22 protein-coding genes and 1 pseudogene are annotated in these 19829 nt (G+C 63.4%); 12 read left to right on the top strand and 11 right to left on the bottom strand.

Annotated elements, in window-relative coordinates; all coding sequences use genetic code 11:
* Positions 1-43: 43 nt before the first annotated feature.
* A complete protein-coding gene (locus H2O14_RS19910; RefSeq protein ID WP_182829018.1) occupies positions 44-478 on the top strand; it encodes a MarR family winged helix-turn-helix transcriptional regulator in 435 nt (144 codons plus the stop codon).
* Here H2O14_RS19910 and H2O14_RS19905 read toward each other — a convergent pair whose 3' ends face one another.
* The 4 genes from H2O14_RS19905 to H2O14_RS19890 all read right to left on the bottom strand — a co-directional run bounded on the left by H2O14_RS19905 (position 479) and on the right by H2O14_RS19890 (position 2595).
* Positions 479-1336, bottom strand: a complete 858-nt coding sequence (locus H2O14_RS19905) for a L,D-transpeptidase (RefSeq protein ID WP_182829017.1) — start codon at positions 1334-1336, stop codon at positions 479-481.
* A gap of 79 nt (positions 1337-1415) precedes the next feature.
* Entirely contained in the window at positions 1416-1685 is a 270-nt protein-coding gene (locus H2O14_RS19900; RefSeq protein WP_182829016.1) for a BrnA antitoxin family protein, read from the bottom strand.
* The gene (locus H2O14_RS19895; RefSeq protein WP_182829015.1) at positions 1672-1971 is read right to left on the bottom strand and encodes a BrnT family toxin; all 300 of its coding nucleotides are present in this window, start codon (positions 1969-1971) and stop codon (positions 1672-1674) included. Before H2O14_RS19895 ends, H2O14_RS19900 begins: the two co-directional genes overlap by 14 nt.
* A gap of 90 nt (positions 1972-2061) precedes the next feature.
* Positions 2062-2595: a TMEM175 family protein gene (locus H2O14_RS19890; RefSeq protein WP_182829014.1), complete on the bottom strand. Its 534-nt coding sequence runs from the start codon at positions 2593-2595 to the stop codon at positions 2062-2064.
* A 192-nt stretch (positions 2596-2787) separates the two neighbouring features.
* On the opposite strand from H2O14_RS19890, the gene H2O14_RS19885 reads away from it, so the two are divergent.
* On the top strand, positions 2788-4155 hold the full coding sequence (locus H2O14_RS19885) for a TIGR03808 family TAT-translocated repetitive protein (RefSeq protein ID WP_182829013.1): 1368 nt from the start codon (positions 2788-2790) through the stop codon (positions 4153-4155).
* 62 nt (positions 4156-4217) lie between these two features.
* Here H2O14_RS19885 and H2O14_RS19880 read toward each other — a convergent pair whose 3' ends face one another.
* Positions 4218-4415, bottom strand: coding sequence for a hypothetical protein (locus H2O14_RS19880; RefSeq protein WP_182829012.1), 198 nt, complete (start codon positions 4413-4415; stop codon positions 4218-4220).
* Between the two features lie 37 nt (positions 4416-4452).
* Positions 4453-4635: a hypothetical protein gene (locus H2O14_RS19875; protein WP_182829011.1), complete on the bottom strand. Its 183-nt coding sequence runs from the start codon at positions 4633-4635 to the stop codon at positions 4453-4455.
* A 294-nt stretch (positions 4636-4929) separates the two neighbouring features.
* On the opposite strand from H2O14_RS19875, the gene H2O14_RS19870 reads away from it, so the two are divergent.
* Entirely contained in the window at positions 4930-5388 is a 459-nt protein-coding gene (locus H2O14_RS19870; protein WP_246697678.1) for a CreA family protein, read from the top strand.
* Positions 5389-5463: 75 nt separating this feature from the next.
* Here the strand turns inward: H2O14_RS19870 and H2O14_RS19865 are convergent, their stop codons facing one another.
* Together H2O14_RS19865 and H2O14_RS19860 are read right to left on the bottom strand one after the other, a co-directional pair.
* Entirely contained in the window at positions 5464-5928 is a 465-nt protein-coding gene (locus H2O14_RS19865) for a chemotaxis protein CheW (RefSeq protein WP_137157961.1), read from the bottom strand.
* Position 5929: 1 nt separating this feature from the next.
* Positions 5930-7981: a methyl-accepting chemotaxis protein gene (locus H2O14_RS19860; RefSeq protein ID WP_182829009.1), complete on the bottom strand. Its 2052-nt coding sequence runs from the start codon at positions 7979-7981 to the stop codon at positions 5930-5932.
* A 288-nt stretch (positions 7982-8269) separates the two neighbouring features.
* Here H2O14_RS19860 and H2O14_RS19855 point away from each other — a divergent pair.
* The 7 genes and pseudogenes from H2O14_RS19855 (at position 8270) to H2O14_RS19825 (ending at position 14234) form a co-directional block, all read left to right on the top strand.
* Positions 8270-8874 (top strand): annotated as a pseudogene (locus tag H2O14_RS19855) (SCO family protein).
* Positions 8875-8876: 2 nt separating this feature from the next.
* Complete coding sequence (locus H2O14_RS19850; protein ID WP_182829008.1) at positions 8877-9752, top strand: 50S ribosomal protein L11 methyltransferase; 876 nt, start codon at positions 8877-8879, stop codon at positions 9750-9752.
* A 478-nt stretch (positions 9753-10230) separates the two neighbouring features.
* The gene (gene panC / locus H2O14_RS19845; protein ID WP_182829007.1) at positions 10231-11103 is read left to right on the top strand and encodes a pantoate--beta-alanine ligase; all 873 of its coding nucleotides are present in this window, start codon (positions 10231-10233) and stop codon (positions 11101-11103) included.
* A gap of 13 nt (positions 11104-11116) precedes the next feature.
* Positions 11117-11947 carry a 3-methyl-2-oxobutanoate hydroxymethyltransferase gene (gene panB, locus H2O14_RS19840; protein ID WP_182829006.1) on the top strand — a complete coding sequence of 277 codons (831 nt, stop codon included), beginning with the start codon at positions 11117-11119 and terminating at the stop codon, positions 11945-11947.
* Between the two features lie 629 nt (positions 11948-12576).
* On the top strand, positions 12577-13170 hold the full coding sequence (locus H2O14_RS19835; protein WP_182829005.1) for a hypothetical protein: 594 nt from the start codon (positions 12577-12579) through the stop codon (positions 13168-13170).
* A 73-nt stretch (positions 13171-13243) separates the two neighbouring features.
* A complete protein-coding gene (locus H2O14_RS19830) occupies positions 13244-13933 on the top strand; it encodes an AzlC family ABC transporter permease (RefSeq protein ID WP_182829004.1) in 690 nt (229 codons plus the stop codon).
* 1 nt (position 13934) lies between these two features.
* Positions 13935-14234, top strand: a complete 300-nt coding sequence (locus H2O14_RS19825; protein WP_182829003.1) for an AzlD family protein — start codon at positions 13935-13937, stop codon at positions 14232-14234.
* 6 nt (positions 14235-14240) lie between these two features.
* On the opposite strand, the gene H2O14_RS19820 is transcribed toward H2O14_RS19825, so the two are convergent.
* Positions 14241-14729 carry an acyl-CoA thioesterase gene (locus H2O14_RS19820; RefSeq protein ID WP_182829002.1) on the bottom strand — a complete coding sequence of 163 codons (489 nt, stop codon included), beginning with the start codon at positions 14727-14729 and terminating at the stop codon, positions 14241-14243.
* Positions 14730-14997: 268 nt separating this feature from the next.
* On the opposite strand from H2O14_RS19820, the gene H2O14_RS19815 reads away from it, so the two are divergent.
* Complete coding sequence (locus H2O14_RS19815) at positions 14998-15210, top strand: hypothetical protein (RefSeq protein WP_182829001.1); 213 nt, start codon at positions 14998-15000, stop codon at positions 15208-15210.
* Positions 15211-15261: 51 nt separating this feature from the next.
* On the opposite strand, the gene H2O14_RS19810 is transcribed toward H2O14_RS19815, so the two are convergent.
* The gene (locus H2O14_RS19810) at positions 15262-17091 is read right to left on the bottom strand and encodes an aminopeptidase P family protein (protein WP_182829000.1); all 1830 of its coding nucleotides are present in this window, start codon (positions 17089-17091) and stop codon (positions 15262-15264) included.
* 242 nt (positions 17092-17333) lie between these two features.
* Between H2O14_RS19810 and H2O14_RS19805 the strand changes: the two genes are divergently transcribed.
* Complete coding sequence (locus tag H2O14_RS19805; protein ID WP_182828999.1) at positions 17334-17636, top strand: hypothetical protein; 303 nt, start codon at positions 17334-17336, stop codon at positions 17634-17636.
* 2 nt (positions 17637-17638) lie between these two features.
* Here the strand turns inward: H2O14_RS19805 and ligA are convergent, their stop codons facing one another.
* Positions 17639-19795: an NAD-dependent DNA ligase LigA gene (ligA, locus tag H2O14_RS19800; RefSeq protein WP_182828998.1), complete on the bottom strand. Its 2157-nt coding sequence runs from the start codon at positions 19793-19795 to the stop codon at positions 17639-17641.
* Between the last annotated feature and the right edge of the window lie 34 nt (positions 19796-19829).

Here is a 19829-nt window from a genome sequence, read left to right as displayed (position 1 = left end):
CAAAATTCACTTCGGCGTGTATGGATGGGATCAGGAGACTGCCATGACCGACGACCCCTTGAGCCTCGACAACCAGCTTTGCTTCGCCATCTATGCGGCGAGCCACGCCTTCACAAAGGCTTACCGGCCGCTGCTCACAGAGCTCGGCCTCACCTATCCGCAATATCTCGTGATGCTTGTTCTATGGGAAAAACGCGCCGCGAGTGTGACAGAGATCGGCGCTGCGCTGGGGCTCGACACCGGCACGCTGTCGCCGCTGCTGAAACGACTGGAAAAGACCGGCTATATCAGGCGCGAACGCAGCCGCGAGGACGAACGCCAGGTGATGATCGCGCTGACCACGTCGGGCGTGATCCTGAAAACGAGGGCGCAAGATGTGTTGAAGACCATCGGCCAGGCGATCGGCTGCGACCTTCAGCAGATGCAGGCGCTGATGGACGGATTGCGCCGGGTCAGGCGCAATCTCGAAGAGGCGTGATCACTTGACCACGATCTGCGCGCCGCGGCCGACGCGGCGATAGAGATCGACGACATCCTGATTGAACATGCGGATGCAGCCGGACGAAACCTGTTTGCCGACCGACTTCCAGTCCGGCGTGCCGTGGACGCGGAACAGCGTGTCCTTGCCGTCGGCGAAGATATAGAGCGCACGGGCGCCGAGCGGATTGTTGACGCCGCCGACCAGGCCGCCATAGGAGGCCGAGAACATCTTCATCTCGGGCTTCTCCGCGACGTAGTCGCCGGAGGGCGTCCAGCGCGGCCATTCGCGCTTGAACTGGATCACGCCGCGACCCTTCCAGGCATAGCCCTGGCGACCGATGCCGACGCCGTAGCGCATGGCGCGGCCATTGCCGAGCACGAGATAGAGATGGCGCGAGCGCGTATCGACCACCAGCGTGCCGGGCTGTTCCGACGTCTTGTAGGCGACTTCCTTGCGCAGGAATTCGGGATCGACATTTTCCACCGGCACCGCCGCAATCCGGCGGCCGCCCTCTTCGAATTCGGCATAGGCGGCGACGCGCAGTTTGGGCTGAGCATACATCAAGGACGGATGCTGCATCATTGCGCCGGTCGTGGCGGCGGAGGCGATCGGATAGCCCGCAGTGTCCTGATAGACCACCGTCGGCTTGATCTCGTTGACGTCGGAGGTGAAGATCGTCTTCTTCTTCACCACCACCGGACGCGCCCAGACCGGATAGGTCTGCGCCACGAAGCGATCGGCGTCGGTGGAGCCGGTGTCGTAAAAATTCAGATCCTCGGGAGAGCTCAGGCAGCCGGCCAAGGGCACAGACAAAAGCGTAAGAGCCAGGAGTGTCTTGATCGTGCGCGTCTTCATGTCGGGACTCCGCGAGAAGGTTTTCCGCCTTCCGCCATCGCACAGCCAACTGGCGCGGAGCTTATGCGCGACGCGCGCTTCAGGAGGCGGCGTCGAGCTTCTCGGAAAGCCACACCTTGATCAGCGATTGATAGGGAACGTCTCGCTTGTTGGCCGCAACTTTGATCCGCTCCAGAAGAGGAGTCGGCAAACGCAGCGAAATCGAGGTGGTTGAAGGTTTCAGGTTAGGCAATCGAACTCGTTCCGCCTTGCTCCAATCGACACGTTCGACGCTGTCAGTCGTTTCCCAAAACTGCCGTTCCTCGGCCTCGGTCTGGAAAGCAGGAATCGTATTTTCAGTCTCTTTCATAGACTTCTCTCTCTTTCCGACTCATGGGTCTCGAGGAAATGATCCGAAGTTTGGTGTTGTCCGACCTCAAGGTGAAGGTCACATGGAGCAGCCCGCCAAAATCAGTCTGACCCAGGGCGTGAAACCTGACCTCGTTGAGGCTATGGCCTGTATCTGACGCGATTACCGAAGGGTCGTTGAAAAAGATCTGCTCCGTCTCGGCTTGACCAACATCATGCTTTTCAACGCGTTTCCGAGCGTTGCCGTCATCCCAATCAAAACCGACGATCAGCGACCAATCAATCATTTTTGTATATTACCAAAATATACTTAAGTAACAATATGCGCCCGCTGGTCGGCTACGCCCCTCTCCCATGAACCGCCGGTCCGGGATGAACTACATCGCCGTCACGCCGGCATAGACGGCGAGACCGAGCGCGGGGGAGCGGAAGGACAGGCCGAAGCCAACCGCATAGCCGAGCGCCGAGCCGACGCATTTGACGTCGCGGCCGTCCGCATGAGCGAAATCGCTCTCTGGCCCATGCAGCGCGCGAAAGGCGCGGACGAGCAGGCTATAGGCGGCGGAGCAGAGGAAGAGATCGGCGCCATAGAGCGCGACGCCGAAACGGGAAAAGGCGCCCTCGCCCATCACGGCGGTGGCGAATGGCATCAGCGACAGCCAGAACAGCAGATGCAGGTTGAGCCAGAGGATGCGGCCATCCACCCGGGTCACCCGCGAGAGCATGTGGTGATGATTGCTCCAGTAGATCCCGACATTGACGAAGCTCAGCACATAAGAGAGGAAAACCGGCCAGAGATCGAAGATCGCCCGCCAGTCATCGCCTTCAGGCGGGCGGAGCTCCAGCACCATGATGGTGATGATGATGGCGATGACGCCATCCGAAAAGGCCTCGATTTGCCCCTTGCCCATGCTGCATGCCTCCGCCCCGGCCAGATCCGTTCCGGGCGGTGAAGGGCGACACTCGCTGTCGGGCCGTGTTTCGTCTTGGCGATTTTCCCGCAGTTTTGGCCTTTTCCGCTATCGCAGCCCCGCCTCCCTCAGGGCCTTCACCTGCGATTAGGCAATCTCGGCCATTCTTGCGGCGGTTGACGGGAGAAGACAATGACGGCTGGCGCGGCATGGACGAGGCGAAATCTGCTGACGGCGGCGGCGGCTGTCGCGGCCTCGACGCGCAGCGCACTGGCACAGGACGTCTCCGGCTTTCGCGGCGCGCTCAATTCGGAGGAGTTCGGCGTGCGGCCCGGCGCAGTCGATCCGGCCAGCCGCGCCTTCCAGGCCATGCTCGACGCCGCCGCCAAGCGCGACGCGCCGATCTTCCTGCCGCCGGGACGCTATGAAATCTCCGACATCACGCTGCCCGAGACGGTGCGGCTGAGCGGCGTGCCGGGCGCGACGCAGCTCGTCTACACCGGCTCGGGTCGTTTCATGCAGGCGGAGGGGTCGAAGCGCGTCATGATGGCTGGTCTGACGATCGACGGCGCAAATCGGTGGCTCGCCGACGATCAGAATGGGCTGGTGACGCTCCGCAATGTCCCCGTCGTCGACATTTCCGACCTGGAATTGCGCGGCAGCCCCAAATTCGCCCTCTGGGTGGAGCGCTCGGGCGGGCGGATCGCCGACAACGCGCTGTCGGGCGCGGGCGAAAGCGGCCTCTACGCCGTCGAATCGACGGGCTTGCAGATCACCGGCAATCACGTCTTCGATTGCGGCAATGGCGGCATTCTCGTCCATCGCTGGAGCAAGGGCGCCGACGACACGATCGTCACCGGCAACCGCGTCGAGCGCATCGCCGCCAAATCCGGCGGCACCGGCGAAAACGGCAACGGCGTCAACGTCTTCCGCGCCGACGGCGTCGTCGTCGCCAACAATCACATCTCCAACTGCGCCTTCTCCGCCGTCCGCTCCAATGCAGGCTCAAATGTGCAGATCCTCGGCAACCAGTGCCTGGCGTCGGGCGAAATGGCCATCTATTCGGAATTCGGTTTCGAAGGCGCGATCATCGCCATGAACCAGATCGACGGCGCGGCCAACGGCATCGCGGTGGTGAATTTCAACGAAGGCGGACGTCTCGGCGTGGTCAGCGGCAATATCGTCCGCAACCTGCGCGCCGAAGGGCCCTATGTGCAGGAGGGCCAATATTTCGGCATCGGCATATCCGCCGAAGCCGAAACGACCGTCACCGGAAACGTCGTCGAGAACGCGCCGCTCTGGGGCCTGCAGATCGGCTGGGGGCCCTATCTGCGCAATGTCTCCGTCACCGGCAACGTCATCCGTCGGGCCGGCGTCGGCTGCGCCGTCAGCGTGGTCGAGGGCGCGGGTCCGGCGCTGATCCAGTCAAACCAATTTTTCGAGACGAAGGACGCGGCCATCGCCGGTTTCCGCTGGGCGGAAAAAGTGACGGACGATCTTGTCCAGGGCTCGGGAGAGAGCTTCCCCCATTTGAGTCTCCTGGGCAACCAGGCCGCATAGACCTCACGCCCCTCGTCTCGCGGCCCCCTCCCGGAGCCCCGGATCCAGTCCGGGATTGGCTCTCAGGCGCGGCGGCCGATGCTGTTGTAGATCTGGCGTCCGATCAGCCAGGCGACCGGTATCGCCAGCGCCGCGCCGGCGAGCGCGGCGGCGCCAATCTGCCAGCCTTCGCTCATGCGGGATGCAAGCAGCGCGGTGACCGCCGACCCCATCATCACGGTGGCGACCAGAACATAAATCATGGCGACAAGGCGAAACATGGCTCTCCCTCCTGTGGGATGATGGCTTTGTTCGTGTTCAGCGGCGGATCGGCAGACGGCGCGCGAAGCGACCATTCAGGGTGCGGATGCGCGCCTGGTGGCGGGGGTCCAGACCTGCCGTCGACTCCGACCGGCCCGCAGCGAGTTCGATCGCGGCGGCAATTCCGATCAGTCCGAGCAGGATGACGAATGGCGTGAAGAGTTCGACGATGTTGCGCATGACGCGCCTCCTTCATCAGCAGTGATGAAAGGCTACACCCGCCGGACGCCACCGCCTTGACCTCGCTCAACCGCATTTCATGACAGCTGAGAAGACGCGCCGCGGTAAGTGCTTGTCGCGGCTCGCGTCGCTGCGCCTCCAATTGACGATCGTCAGCAGGAAAGGCGAAGACGCGCCGACAAATTTTTCCTGGTCTTGAAAGCGGTGGCCCGCGTGACCACTCTCAGGGACAGATGCGATCATCACGAGGAGACGAGCATGAAGATTTGGAAGCGCGCCGCATTCGGAGCGTTGATGGCGGCGGCGGGCGCTTCGCCCGTCCTTGCGGCCGATCGGGTCGGCGAAGTCGGCGTCGACTGGACCGGCAACGACATCGTCGTCGACGCCGTTCAGGACCCGAAGGTTCAAGGCGTCACCTGCCATGTCGCCTATTTCGATCGCGGGGTCATCGATCGTCTGCGCAAGGGCAACTGGTTCGAGGACCCGTCCAACAGCTCCATAGCCTGCCGCCAGACCGGGCCGATTACCCTGGGCGACATCGATCTGGACGAGGATGGCGAGGAAGTCTTCCGCTCGGGCCTGTCGCTGGTGTGGAAATCGCTGGTCGTTAACCGTATCTACGACAAGAAGAACGACACGCTGATCTATCTGATCCATTCGCGCGAAGTGGTCGAAGGATCGGCGAAGATGGCCATCTCCACCGTGCCGCTCTTCAATCAGCAGGTCACGTGGACGGAAGGCAAGCCGCAGTAAGGCGCATAAACGCTGAAGGCGCGGGACCCCGCCAACTGGGCTCCCGCGCTGAATGTATGCTCAGGTCGTATCCGCTCAGGCGGCCTGCTTGAGCTCGTCGGCGATCACCGTGTCGAGGTTGAGGAAGCAGACCATCGACTTTTCGAGCGCCACGATGCCGCGGCAGAAGGCGCGCTGGGCTTCCGGAATGATTTCCGGGGCCGGCTGCAGATCGTCGTTCTTGATCGTCATCATGTCCGAGACCTGCTCGACCAGAAGACCCACCAGCTTGCCGCCGATATCGGTGACGATGATCGCCGAACGTTCGGACGGCTCGGTCATCTTCATGCCCAGGCGGCAGGCCATGTCGATGACCGGAATCACCGCGCCGCGCAGGTTGATCAGGCCGAGCACATAGGCCGGCGTATGCGGCATCGGCGTCACCGGCGCCCAACCGCGGATTTCGCGGATCGCCATGATATCGATACAGAATTCCTGATCGCCCAGGTGAAACGACACGATTTCGAGGTGCGATCCGGACTGCTTGATCGTCATGCTCATGTTAGAACTCTTCCCAGTTGTTGGCGTTGGAGCTGGAGACCGCCGAAGCGGCGGGTTTCGAGCCGAAAGCTCCTGCGAGCTTGTCGACCAGATTCTTGGCGGGCGACGGACGCGGTCGCGAGGCCTCGCTGGCCGGCTTGGCCGGAGCGAATAGCGATTTGGCGCGCACCGGCGGCGAAGACGGCTGCGCGGATTGGCGCTGCTGCGACGCGGCCTGATCGGAGCCGCCGGAGGAGAAGGCGGCCGAGCGGCCGGCGGTGGCGGAAATCTGGAACTGTTTCATCAGCGAGGTCAGGCCGCCCGCATCCTGCGCCAGCGTATGGCTGGCGGCGTTGGTCTCCTCGACCATCGCGGCGTTCTGCTGGGTCATCTGATCCATCTGGTTGATGGCGCTGTTGATCTGCTGGATGCCGACCGACTGCTCCTGAGCGGTGGTGGAAATCTCGCGGACGATCTCGTTGATCCGCGACACTTCGGCGGCGATGTCGACCAGCGCGTCGCGGGTGGCGGTGACCAGTTCGACCCCGGTCTTCACTTCGCCGCTGGAGCGCGCCACGAGGCTCTTGATGTCCTTGGCGGCGCCGGCGGCCCGTCCGGCGAGTTCGCGCACTTCCTGGGCGACGACGGCGAAGCCCTTGCCCGCTTCGCCGGCCCGCGCCGCCTCGACGCCGGCATTGAGCGCCAGCAGGTTGGTCTGGAAGGCGATCTCGTCGATGACGTTGATGATCTTGCCGATTTCGTTGGAGGCCGTCTCGATGCGCTCCATGGCGTTCATCGCTTCGGAGACGACGGTGCTCGACTGCTGCGCATTCGCCTTGGTGCCGTCGACCATGCGGGTCGCCTCTTCGGCGCGCTCGGATGATTTCTTGACGGTGGCGGTGATTTCCTCGAGCGCGGCCGACGTCTCTTCGAGCGACGCGGCCTGCTGCTCCGTGCGGCGGGCGAGGTCGTCGGCGGCGCCGCGCATCTGCGAGGCGTTGGCTTCGATGGAGGCGGAATTGTTCTTCACCTCGGCGATGACGGACTGCAATTTGTCCATGGCGCGGTTGAAATCCTCGCGCACCCGCTCGAGGTCTTCGCGGAACGGTTTGTCGATCTGCACCGTCAGGTCGCCGTCGGCGAGACGCGCCAGCGCATTGGCGAGATTGTCGACTGCGAAGCGGACCTGTTGCTCCTCTTCGCGGCGGGCCGCGTCGCGCGCTGAGCGCTCCTTGTCGTTGCGGTCGCGCTCCTGATTGGCGTTCTGCGCGAAGCTGCGTTTTTCCAGACCGGCGGCGCGGAGGGCCTCGGCGGCGCGGGCCATCTCGCCGAATTCGTCGCCGCGTTCGCCGCCCTCGATTTCCGAATCGAGGTCGTCGTTGCGCATCCGCTCGAGCCCGTCGCGGATGGCGTAGACGCCGCGGCGGATGGCGCGGGAATGGACGGGAAACAGGACCGACATCACGGCGATGCCGAACAAGCCGAGCAGAATCTGCATGTAGAGCGCGTTGTGAGTCACGGATTTCGCGTCTATGACGGTGGCGTCGGCTTTGGCTTTCCCATCCAGAGCGAGTTCCGCCAGAAGCATGCTCACCCTTTCGCCGGCGCCGTCGATCGCGTCGTCGATGGCGGCGAAATCGCCATCGGGCGCGCCTTGCTCAACGAGCCGCGGCAGATCGGTCAGCACGGATGCGCGTACAGCCTCCAAATCCGCGGAGAAGCTTTGAAGCAGGCCGGGTTTTCCGACCGCTGCCGCCAAAGCCTTCACCATCGGCTCCGCCTGCTTCAGCTTATCGAGAGATTGCGACATCAAGGCGATGCGCTCCGGCTCGACCTTCTTGTCGGCTTTGTCGACGATCGAATCCATCGCGGCCAGCACGATGCTGAGACTGTCGATGCGGAGCTGCTGGACGACGGCGACATCGTCGCGCAGCGCCTGCCCCTCTTCGAGCGTCTGGATTGCGGCGCGATTTTGCAGCCAGCCGACGCCGACCATCGCGCCGAAACCGAGAATCGCCGCTGCTCCGATCGACAGCAGGCGCTGATTGACTGAGAGGGATCGCTTCTGTTCCATTGGCCCCGCCGTCTGCAACATAAATCTTTAGCTCACCCTAATTCACCAATGGCTGCGAAGTGGTTAACGGTTGATGTAACCTCAATTCTACTTTCCTGCCGCAGTTTAATATTGCTGGGTTAATCGACTGTTAAGACGTTGCGGGCGCAACCCAGGCGCACACTGCCGAAGGCTCTTCGTCAAATTTGCGAAGCTTCGATTTGTCGCCTTGCAGCGGACGCCGATTTTTGATCAATGCCTGTTCAACGTCGATGGCAGCCTCGCCATGCGCCAGGAAGGAATGACATCATGAAGACCGTCCGCATCGTTCTCTTCGTATTGGCCGCTGTCATGGCGGGTCTGTTCGTCTGGCTGTGGCAAACCGCGAAGCAACAGGAGACGGCGCTGTCGGACGAGCCCTTCGGCGCCCCCTTCGCGCTGACCCGGCAGGATGGCCAGCCGATCACCGAGCAGGCCTTCCGCGGCAAGCCGACCGCGCTGTTCTTCGGCTTCACCCATTGCCCGGAAATCTGCCCGACGACCGTTTACGAGCTCACGGGATGGCTGACATCGGTCGATCCCGACAAGTCGAAGATGCAGGCCTATTTCGTGTCGATCGACCCCGCCCGCGACACGCCGCAGGCGCGCTGGGGACGTATCTCTCCAACGTCACCGACCGGATCACAGGCATTTCCGGCGAGCCTTCCAAGGTCGAGGCCATGGCGCGGAGCTTCAAGGTCTTCTTCAAGAAGGTGCCGACGGATCCGGCGAAACCCGACGAAGACTATACGATGGACCATACGGCGTCGGTCTTCCTGCTTGACAGGCAGGGTCGCTTCGCAGGAACCATCGCCTATGGCGAAAATCCCGATGTCGCCGTCCAAAAACTCAAGAATCTGATTGCGAGAAACTGACCGTGAGCGAAATCCGCCTCTATGTGACCACGACCGAGCCCGTGGCCGAAGCCGTACTCAACGCTTTGTCCGAATTGTTCGGCGAGGAGGACTACGCCATCGCCACCCAGGAGGTGGACGAGGTCAAGGAGATCTGGGAAGCCTCGATCTATATGACCGCCGAACAGGAGGCCGATATCGCCGTCGTCTTCGGCGAACTGGTCAGCCAGGCCTTTCCGGATCTCACGGTCGAGCGCGAGGTGCTGCCCGACATCGACTGGATCACCAAATCGCTGGAGGGCCTGAAGCCGGTCCGCGCCGGTCGTTTCCTCGTCCATGGCAGCCATGACCAGGACAAGGTCAAGGTCAACGATATCGGCCTGCTGATCGACGCCGGCCAGGCCTTCGGCACCGGCCATCACGGCACCACCGCCGGATGCCTCAACGCCATCGACCGCGTGCTGAAATCGCGCAAGGTCGCCAATGCGCTCGATCTCGGCACCGGCTCCGGCGTGCTGGCCATCGCCGTGCGCAAAATGGCGCGCATACCCGTCGTCGCCACCGACATCGATCCGGTTGCGGTGCGCGTGGCGCGCGACAATGTCAGGCTCAACGGAATCGCCGAGGGCGTTCATCTCGCCACCGCGCCCGGCTTTCATCATCCGGTGTTCAGCGAGCACGGCCCTTTCGACCTGATCATCGCCAACATCCTCGCCCGTCCCCTGATGAAGCTCGCGCCGGAACTGGTCCGGAACCTGTCCGATCGCGGCACGGTCATCCTGTCGGGCATTCTCGCCGCGCAGCGCTGGAAGGTGATCGCCGCCTATAACGGCGCCGGCCTCAAGCATGTGAAGACGACCTGGATGAACGGCTGGGTGACGATCGAACTGAGGCGCTGAGAGCGCCTCCCCTCCCCATCCGCAAAGAAGTCCCGCCGATCGCGCACAAAAAAAGGCGGCGCCGGGAGGAGGAGGGCGCCGCCTTCGATCAGCAAGGCTGACCAGTCTTCCGGAAGCTGGGAGGAGGAGGAGTGCTTCCGAAAGACAATATCATGTCCAGAACGTGCGGCTTGGGAGGAGGAGGATGCCGCCAGTCCTTGGGAACATGAAGAGTTTGTGACCGCTAGGCCGAAACTTTTTATGTCCTCGTCAGTCCGTTTCCGTCCTGACGATGATCAAAAGATAATTCACTCGAATTGATTTTGTAAGAGGCAAGTCGGAATGGGAGCCATGCATATTTTGCATGCGCGAACGCCTTTATCCCTTGAACAGCCGGAAAAGCGAGCAGATTCAGCGTGTCTGTGCCTGCATATTGTGCTTTTGCACTGCAACGATTATACCACCTCGCAACAAGGCGGAAGACCGCCGGGGAGGACATGTGCAGATCATCACGACGATCGCCGCCATGCAGGAGCGTCTGCGGGACCATCGCCGCGCCGGAAAAACCATCGGCCTCGTGCCCACCATGGGCTATCTCCACAAGGGGCATATGGAGCTGGTGCGCCGCGCCCGCGCGGAAAACGACGTCGTGGTCGCCTCGATTTTCGTCAATCCGCTGCAATTCGCCGCCAACGAGGATCTCGACAAATATCCCCGCGCGCCGGAGCGCGACAGCGCCATGCTGCGCGAGGGCGGCGTCGACATTCTCTTCGCGCCCGGGGTGAGCGACATGTATCCCCGACCGATGGAAACGGTGGTCGACGTGCCGAAGCTGGGCGCGCAGTTGGAGGGCGAAGTCCGCCCCGGCCATTTCGCGGGCGTCGCCACCGTCGTCACCAAGCTCTTCAACATCGCCGGTCCCGACCGAGCCTATTTCGGCGAAAAGGATTACCAGCAACTGCAGATCATCAGGCGCATGGCCGAGGATCTCGCCCAGCCCGTGCAGGTGATCGGCGTGCCGACGGTGCGCGAGGCCGATGGTCTCGCCTGCTCCTCGCGTAATGTCTATCTCACCGAGGAAGAACGCCGCGCCGCCGCCGTCGTGCCGCGGGCGCTGGATGAAGCCCAGCGCCTGATCGACGAGGGCGAACGCGATCCCGCCGCTCTGGAGAGGTCGGTCGCCGAATTCATCGGCAAGGAACCGCTCGCCGCCCCCGACGTCGTGGCCGTCCGCCATGCCGAGACGCTTGAGCGTCTCGATTGCATCGGCGACGCCCCTGCCCTCATCCTGCTCTTCATCCGCTTCGGGACCACCCGATTGCTGGACAACCGCGTGCTGGTCCCCGCCGGGGCCTCGGCCCGCCCCGCCTGAACGGAGACCGCCCATGAGCGTCCAGCCCCAGCAGAAACGCCGCACCGCGGCATCGATCCAGGCGCTCAAGGGCGTCCGCCCCGTCGTCTGCCTCACCGCCTATACCGCGCCCATCGCCAAGCTGCTCGATCCGCATTGCGACCTGCTGCTGGTGGGCGACAGCCTCGGCATGGTGGTCTACGGCATGGAATCGACCGTATCGGTGACCGTGGAAATGATGATCGCCCATGGCCAGGCGGTGATGCGCGCCTCCAAGGAGGCGTGCGTAGTCGTCGATCTGCCGTTCGGCTCCTATCAGGAGAGCAAGGAACAGGCCTTCCGCACCGCCGCCCGTATCATGAAGGAGACCGGGGCCTCCGCCGTCAAGCTCGAAGGCGGCGAGGAAATGGCCGAGACCGTCGCCTTCCTGTCGAGCCGCGGCATTCCCGTGATGGGCCATGTCGGCCTCATGCCGCAGCTGGTCAACGCCACCGGCGGCTATCGTTCGCTCGGCCGGTCGGACGCCGAAGCGGAGAAGATCCGCCGCGACGCCGGCGCGATCGACGACGCCGGCGCCTTTTCCATGGTCATCGAGGGCACGATCGAGCCGGTGGCCCGCGAAATCTCCGCAGGTCTGAAAGCCGTGACGATCGGCATCGGCGCGTCCGCCGCCTGCGACGGCCAGGTGCTGGTGTCGGACGACATGCTCGGCGTGTTCACAACCTTCAAGCCCCGCTTCGTCAAGCATTTCGCCAATCTCGCGCCCGAGATCTCCGCCGCCGCGGCCGCCTATGCCGAAGAAGTCAAGGCGAGAACATTCCCGGGCGAAGACCATACGTTCCAGATGAAGCGTCAGAAGCTGTAACGATTGTCGCGGCGCGTTTGAAACGGGCGCCCGACGCGGGGGCAAGTCCGCGCCGGGCCATCGGCGTTCCGGGGTGAGACGCCGAGAAATCATACGCCGGACCGCGTGACCGGGCGCCTTCGCCTTGGCGCCTCGGGACTGCCGCCCCGAGATCCGCCGCTATGGGCATGAAAGCCAATCCCGGGAAAAGCAACTGCAAAAATTTGGCTCACCCGCCTCCCAGGAACATGTCATACTGTCTTTGGTCCGTTCGCCGGAAGAAGCGACGCCATGACGAGGAAGGGAAAGCGTGACACCCGACGCAGCCATCGACATCAGCGGCGAGGCCTCCCGTTTCCGGGACGACATCGGCGTCCTCTTGGCCTTGCCCGACATGCCGCGCGCCGTGCGCGACTTTGCCCGGCGCTATGTCGCTCATTTCGAACACAGACCGCTTCTCAATCTGGTCGCCAGCGATCGCGGTCGGGTGATGATGGCCTGGATGGCGCTCTATTTCGACGCTCTCTACGATCCCGCCATTCCCGGCTCCGGGCTGACGGTCAATCGCTTCAAGGCCGCCTGCGCCGACACCGGCCTCTGCAGCCAGGGTCGCGCCTCCGCCATGCTGGGGGTCATGCGGTTCGCCAAACATGTGGAGACGATCACCGAAGCGCGGCGCGGCCATTTCGCTCCGGCTCACGCCAACCGACAAACTGCGCGCCGCCTTCCGCGAACGCATCGCCAATACGCTCAAGTCGATGAGCCTTGTCTTGCCAGAAGGCCGCCTCGGGCTCGCGCGGCTCGGCGATCCCGTCTTCGAGAAAGCGTTCATCATCGGCGCCTGCCAGGCCTATCTGGGGCGCGAGCGGCCGATGGCCTCCTGCCCGCTCGCCAGGATGTTCGCCGACAAGAAAGCCGGTTTCCTGATCCTGTTCAGCCTCATGTTGTCGACCGACGACGACGGACTGCCGGTCGATCAGCCCATGACCGCCTCCATCGCCTCCCTGTCCAAGGCCTTCGCGGTGTCGCGGCCGCAGATCAAGCTGCTGTTCCGCGCCGCGGTCGAAGCAGGCGCGCTGCGGCCGTCAGGCGACGACGGCAAACGATTTTATCTGTCCGAGGCCATGCGCGCCGAATGCATGCTGCTGATGGCGAGCTTCTGGGTGATTGCCGCCTGCGGCGTGCGCGCCGGTCTCGCCGCGGTGGATGAGGCCCAACGGCCTGTTCATCACGCAGTCTTATGAACCGATCAACAAGTCGAGATTGTCTTGACGGCCCGAACGGCTAAAAGACGTCGGCCTCTCGACGGAAAACCTCATGAATCGCGATGAAATACTCTCCGGCATGCGCGCCACGCTGCCGTCGCTGCTAAGCGCCCTGCCCTTCGGCGTGCTGCTCGGCGCCGTGTCGACCAATATGGGCCTGTCGATCAGCGAGATCCTGCTGATGAACATGACGATCTACGCCGGCGCGAGCCAGCTGGTCGGCATAGAGCTCTTCCGCCACAACGTCGCGCCCTGGCTGGTGGTGGCCTCGATCTTCGCGGTGAATTTCCGCCATATCCTCTATTCTGCTGCGCTCGCCAATCACATCGAGCATTTCTCGCTTGGCAAGAAACTCGTCGCCTTCTTCCTGATGGTCGATCCGCAATTCGCCGAAAGCCTGAAGCGGGCAGAAAGCGGCGTCCCGCTCACCTTCACCTGGTACCTCTCCTTCGGGCTGACCTTCTACATCACCTGGCAGATCACCGCCGTGCTCGGGGCGATCTTCGGCTCGCTGGTCGGCGATCCCCGCGCGCTCGGTCTCGACGTGCTGCTGACCGTCTATTTCCTCGGTCTGACCCTCGGTTTCCGCAAGAAGGACAACTGGCTGCCGACGGTGCTGGCGAGCGGACTTGCCGCCATCCTCGCCAAGCATCTGGTCGGCTCGCCCTGGCATATCAGCATCGGCGCGCTGTTCGGCATCCTGGTCGCCACGCTTCTGCCAGTCCGCGAAAGGAAGGCCTGATATGGATCCGACTTTCGCCCTCACCATCCTGGCGGCCGCCGTCGCCACCTATCTCACCCGCGCCGGCGGCTATGTGCTGATCCGTTCGATGAAGACGATCTCGCCGCGCATGGAAGCGGCGCTCAACGCCGTCCCCGCCGCCGTCCTCGCCGCCCTCGTGGCGCCCGCCTTCGTCTATGACGGTCTCGACGTGACGCTGACCATGATCGTCGCCGCCCTGATCGGGCTGCGCGCGCCGTCGCTGGTGATGCTGGTCATCGCCTGGATCTTCGTGGTGGCCTACCGGCATCTGGTGGGGTGAGTTTTCTTATTCCCCAGCCTTGACCTTCTTGAAGCGATGTTCGAATTCCTGTCGCAACGCGCGGCGGTCGAGCGCCGCCTTCTCACGCCGTTTCTTGACATCGCTGTCGACCGCGAGCTTCGGCACCGACGTCGGCTTGCCCGCCGCATCGACCGCGACCATGGTGAAATAACAGGAATTGGTGTGGCGGCGTTCGCCGCTCCTGATTTCTTCGGCCTCGACGCGGATGCCGATTTCCATCGAGGTGCGGCCGGCGTAATTCACCGAGGCGCGGAAGGTGACGAGTTCGCCGACATGGATCGGCTGACGGAACACGACCTGATCGACCGACAGCGTCACCGCATATTGCTGGGAAAAGCGCGAGGCGCAGGAATAGGCGACGCGGTCGAGCAGGTTGAGCAGCGCGCCGCCATGCACCTTCCCGGAAAAATTCGCCATGTCCGGCGTCATCAGCACGACCATTTCCAATTCGCTCGGATCATGCGCGCGGTCCATGGATCATCCTTTCGCAGCAGCAATACGTTCAGCTTGCATTATCCGGACAAGGGCCGAACGAAAAGGGCGGCGGACAAATTGTTTTCCATTGAACCGATCGAACGCCGTTGATAGCGTAAATATGAAAGATTTTTGCAAATTTCTATTGCTTCAACTTCGTTGGGTTCTCATGCGTATTTTCCGTGGCTGTCCGCGTCGAACGGCTCTCATTCCTTTTCTGTTGATTTTGCTGGCGTCCTGCATGGGACCTCCGGCGACTGGTCAGATCATGGTCAAAACCAACGGCGCAGGGCAAGTCGAGAGCATCGTCGTCAGCAAGAGCACCGGCAATGCTAAGGTGGACCAGCGCGCTTTGCTGTTCGTGAAGAACACCTTTGCACAGAGCGTGCCTCATCCCCGGGTGCGCCATCGCTATGTCTACCCGGTGGCGATATCGAAATCTGGCCCGAATGGATTGAGGGTTAGTTTGTTCCAGCCATGAGATTTACGCATGAGCGCCGCGTCTCGCGGCGCATGCTAGCTGGGCCTCGCCTCACCCCAAGCGCGCCGTCGCCCGCTTCAGCCAGGTCTTCGCCGCCTCGTCCTCGATCAGCGGCAGGAGTTTCTCGCGCGTCTCGGCGTGATAGGCGTCCAGCCACAGCAGTTCCTCGCGCGTCAAGAGATGCGAGAGGATCAGGCGACGGTCGATCGGGCAGAAGGTCAACGTCTCGAAGCCCAGCATCGGCCGGTCGCCGCCCTCGATCATTTCGGGCTCCGTGACATAGATGAGGTTTTCGATGCGGATGCCGTAAGCGCCCGGCCGGTAGAAACCGGGTTCGTTGGACAGGATCATGCCCGGCAGCAATTCCTGCATCGCGGCGCGGGAGATGCGCTGTGGCCCTTCATGCACCGAGAGATAGGAGCCGACGCCATGGCCGGTGCCGTGGCCGTAATCGGCGCCCGCCTTCCACAAGGCGATGCGCGCGAGCGGATCGAGATCGACGCCGCGGGTGCCCTTGGGAAAGCGCGCCGTGGAAATGGCGATCATACCCTTCAGCACCAGGGTGAAGAAACGCTTCTGCTCCTCAGGAACCTCGCCGATGGCGATGGTGCGGGTGATGTCGGTGGTGCCGTTGATATATTGGCCGCCGGAATCGAGCAGGAACATCTCGCCCGCGCGGAATTTGCGGTTGGTCGGCTCAGTGACGCGATAATGGATGATGGCGGCGTTTTCGCCCGCCCCTGAAATCGTGTCGAAGGAAATGTCCTTGAGCGGGTTCTGCATGCGCGCGCCGACACGGATGCGCGACGCCTCCAGCGCCTTGACCGCCGTGATCTCGTCGAGGCTATCCGGGGCCTGCGCGTCGAGCCAGGCGAGGAATTCCACCATGGCCGCGCCATCCTGCAGATGCGCCTTCAGCGAGCCGGCGAGCTCGGCGTCGTTCTTGCGCGCGCGCGGCAGTTTCGCCGGGTCGTCCCCGGCCATCACCGAACCGCCCGAGGCCTCGATCAGCAGATGCAGCGCATAGGGCGCGAGATCGGGATCGAGCATCACCGCGCCTGCAACCGCCGCCGCCGTCAGGCTCTCCGCGAAGGCGGACGGCTCTTTCTGCAGCGACATCTGGGCGAGATAGGCGCGGGCCTCAATGCCGGTCTTGCGGATGTCGAGGAAGATCTCGGCCTCGCCCGACGCGTGGATGATGGCGCGCGCCAAGGGATGCGGCGTATGCGGCACATCCTGGCCGCGGATATTGAAGGCCCAGGCCACCGAGGAGGGATCAGTGAGCGCGACCGCGCTTGCGCCCTTCTCCGCAACGAGCGCGGCGATGCGGGCGATCTTGTCGACCGCCAGTTCGCCGGCATGGTCGAACTGCTGGATCGTCACCGCGCCGAGCGGCTCGGCGGGACGATCGTCCCAGATCGCATCGAGCGGATTGGTCTCGAGCATCACCAGTTCGCCGCCGCGCGCGCCAAGCGTCTTGGCAAGCTTGTCGATCTCCGCCTTCGTATGCAGCCAAGGATCGACGCCGAGGCGCAGCCGGTTAGGGCCGTTCTTCTCCAGCCATTTTTGTGGCGGTTCGCCGACCAGATCGCCGTCGGTGAACACCGCGCCGTCGACCTGCTCCTTGAGTTGGGTGGTGTAGCGACCATCCACGAAGACCACGGCTTCGTCCTTGAGGATCAGCGCCACGCCGGCGGAGCCGGTGAAGCCTGTCAGCCAGGACAGGCGTTCGGCGCATGCCGGCACATATTCGCCCTGGAACTCGTCGGCGCGCGGCACGAGAAAGCCGTCCACGCCCAGCTCCGCGAGCTTTGCCCTCAGCCGCGCGACGCGCTCGGCGCCAAATTGTGGATCGGCGGTGGTCTCGAAGGTCTGGAACATGGCGCACTCCGGCGGATCTTGAAATCTAGGCCCCTGTTTACCGCCGAGTCGGGCGGAAGGAAACAACCGGCCCGCTATAGCGGCTCATTGGCGCAAACTGGTGGAAATCAGCCACAGCGGACGCGGCGAGGCGCCGAAATCCTTAACAAAAGGTTAACGACGCAAGTTTCGTACAATCCTCGCGGCGCAGGGTTTTCCAAAGACAGCCTTAGGGCGACTCGACGGAAGGACATGAGATGGGAATGATCAGCTCTCTCGGCTCCCCGCTACTCGGCGGCTATTACCCGACCTATTTCCAGAATCAGCGCGGCGCGGTCAGTGACGGCTTCAACCAAGCCGTCGACCAGACGACCGACGACACGCCGCGCGGCCGCGCGGCCTCCCAGACCATGGCCGCCAACGACTGGTCGGATGATGAAGCCGAACAGCACGCCGCCGCCGTGCAGCCGATCGAGGAGCCGGCGGAAGAGGTGGTGGAAACCAGCGAGGAACTCGCCGCGCTCGAAAGCGAACTCGACGAATTGCTGTCGGTGTTTTTGCGGTAGGTTCAGCCGGCGATGAACGTCAGCCATTCGTCCTCGGTCATCACGGCCACGCCCAATTCGCGCGCCTTGTCGAGCTTTGAGCCCGCGCCGGGTCCGGCGACCACATAGTCTGTCTTCTTCGACACCGAGCCCGCTACTTTGGCGCCCAGGCTTTCGGCCCGCGCCTTGGCCTCGTCGCGGGTAAACCGCTCCAGCGAGCCTGTGAACACCACCGTCTTGCCGACAACCGGGCTGTTGGAGGCGACCGGGGCTTCCATCGCCTGCGGCGTCACCTCTTCCAGGAGACGACCGATGACCGCGAGATTGCGCGGTTCCTTGTAGAATTCCACGATGGCGCGGGCCACGACCTCGCCGATGCCCTCGATGGCGTTGAGCTCGTTCCAAGCCTCGCCCGACAGGCTGGCCGCCTCCTTCATGCCCGTGGCAAAGGCCTCATAGGTCCCGTAGGCGCGCGCCAGCAGCTTGGCCGTCGTCTCTCCCACATGCCGAATGCCGAGCGCGTAGATGAAACGGTTGAGCGCGATCTCGCGGCGCGAGTTGATCGCGGCGTAGAGTTTGCCCACCGAGGTCTTGCCCCAGCCGTCGCGATTTTCCAGCTTCGAGAGCAGCGACGCCGACTGCCGGCGTTCGAGCGTGAAGATGTCGGCGGCGGTCTCGATCCTGAGCGCCGGATCGTCCGTGGTGAAGAAGAACTCGATCTGCTTCGCCCCAAGACCTTCGATGTCATAGGCGTCGCGCGACACGAAATGCTTGAGATGCTCCATCGCCTGCGCGGTGCAGACGAAGCCGCCGGTGCAGCGGCGCACGGCGTCCACCTTGCCGGTCTTCTCGTTGACTTCCCGCACCGCATGGCTGCCGCAGACCGGACAGGTCTTGGGGAATCGGTATGGCTCCGCCCCTTCCGGCCGCTTGTCCATCACCACATCGACGATCTGCGGGATCACGTCGCCGGCGCGCTGGACGATGACCAGATCCCCCACCCGGATATCGCGGCCCTCGCGGATCGGCTCGCCGGAATTGCCCAAGCCCTTGATGTAGTCTTCATTGTGCAGCGTGGCGTTGGTGACGACGACGCCGCCCACAGTGATCGGCGTCAGCCGCGCCACTGGCGTCAGCGCGCCGGTGCGGCCCACCTGGATGTCGATGGCCTCCAGCGTCGTCATCGCCTGTTCGGCGGGGAATTTATGCGCGGTGGCCCAGCGCGGGCTGCGGGAACGGAAACCCAGCCGCTCCTGCAGGTCGAGCCGGTCGACCTTGTAGACGACGCCGTCAATGTCATAGTCGAGATCGGGCCGCATTGTGCCAATCTCGTAGTAATGCGCGAGGATGGCCTCCACGGAATTCAGCCGACGGGTCAGCGGATTGGTGGGGAAGCCCCAGGACTTGAACGCCTCGACCATGCCGTGCTGGGTGTCGGCGGGCATGGCGCTCATCTCGCCCCAGGCATAGGCGAAGAAGCGCAGCTTGCGCGTCGCCGTTACCTTGGGATCGAGCTGGCGGAGCGACCCCGCCGCCGTGTTGCGCGGATTGACATAAGTGGGTTTGCCCTCGGCCTCCATCTTGGCGTTGAGCGCGAGGAAATCGGCTTTGGCCATGTAGACCTCGCCGCGCACCTCCACCACATCCGGCGCGCTTTCTGGCAGCGTCTGCGGGATTTCGGAAATGGTGCGGATATTGGCGGTGACGTTCTCCCCCACCGCGCCATCGCCGCGCGTCGCCGCCGTCACCAGACGGCGATTCTCATAGCGAAGCGACATGGAGAGCCCATCGATCTTCGGCTCCGCGGTGAAGGCGATCGAGCCATCCGGCAGCACGCCGAGGAAGCGGTAGACCGAGGCCACGAAATCGGCGACGTCCTCGTCCGAAAACGTGTTGTCGAGCGACAACATCGGCCTGATATGCCTAACCTGCTGAAACCCCGCCGCCGGCGCGGCGCCAACCTGACGCGACGGGCTGTCGGGGCGCACGAGATCCGGAAAAGCGTTTTCCAAAACCTCGTTGCGGCGCTTGAGCGCGTCATACTCCGCATCCGCAATCTCCGGCGCATCCTTGCCGTGATAGAGCGCGTCATGACGCGCCAGCTCCTTGGCGAGGAACGCCATCTCCTCGGCGGCGGCCTCCGGCTGCATCAGTTCGACGGGCGTGGCGGTGTCGGGCATGGCGGCTTCCTGGTCAGTCGGGACAGTCTCTTCA

Source organism: Rhizobium sp. G21 (assembly GCF_014158035.1).
Lineage (GTDB): Bacteria > Pseudomonadota > Alphaproteobacteria > Rhizobiales > Rhizobiaceae > Rhizobium_E.
Note: the sequence above shows the minus strand (reverse complement) of the source record. Positions and strands in the feature narration are given on the sequence as shown.